Origin of the sequence: Sphingobium limneticum, assembly GCF_008710155.1 — a bacterium.
Taxonomy (GTDB): domain Bacteria; phylum Pseudomonadota; class Alphaproteobacteria; order Sphingomonadales; family Sphingomonadaceae; genus Sphingobium; species Sphingobium limneticum.
Genome location: NZ_VYPZ01000108.1, coordinates 1 through 530 on the forward strand (window position 1 = coordinate 1; position 530 = coordinate 530).

1 tRNA gene and 1 rRNA gene are annotated in these 530 nt (G+C 54.2%); both read left to right on the plus strand.

Annotated elements, in window-relative coordinates:
* Positions 1-31 precede the first annotated feature (31 nt).
* Positions 32-107, plus strand: a tRNA-Ala gene (locus F4U94_RS24220).
* 328 nt (positions 108-435) lie between these two features.
* Positions 436-530: ribosomal RNA gene (locus tag F4U94_RS24225) — 23S ribosomal RNA — on the plus strand; the annotation flags it as partial.

The window sequence follows — 530 nt, forward strand, 5'->3', positions numbered from 1 at the left end:
ACTCCTCCCCGGCCCACCAATTGCTTGGCTGGGGGCTTTAGCTCAGCTGGGAGAGCGGTTGCTTTGCAAGCATCAGGTCATCGGTTCGATCCCGATAAGCTCCACCAAGCAACTGCGCAGCGATCTATCGCGGAGCAGCACTGAAAACTGCGCAGCGATTGCGCGCAGCGGACAATTTCCAGAGATGAAGAGTAGCGGTTTACCGGATACGTCCGGTGATATGGCGCACGTTGTGCGCCTCTTTGACATTGTGAATGGGTTTTTTAATCGATGCCGTGGCGACATGGGATTGGTTTTTGTGCGTTTGCCGCAAGGCAGACGGATGAAGGTCAGTTCGGTGTTGTACACACAAGATTATCTGGCTGAGTTTAATAACCACACCGATACAAGCCGCTTCAGTGCTTCTCCAGTGCTGATGTTGGTGGTGTGGACTCTCAAGCGTGAGGTAAGGGCATCTGGTGAATGCCTTGGCATGTACAGGCGATGAAGGACGTGGCACGCTGCGATAAGCGTGGGGGAGCTGTGAGCAA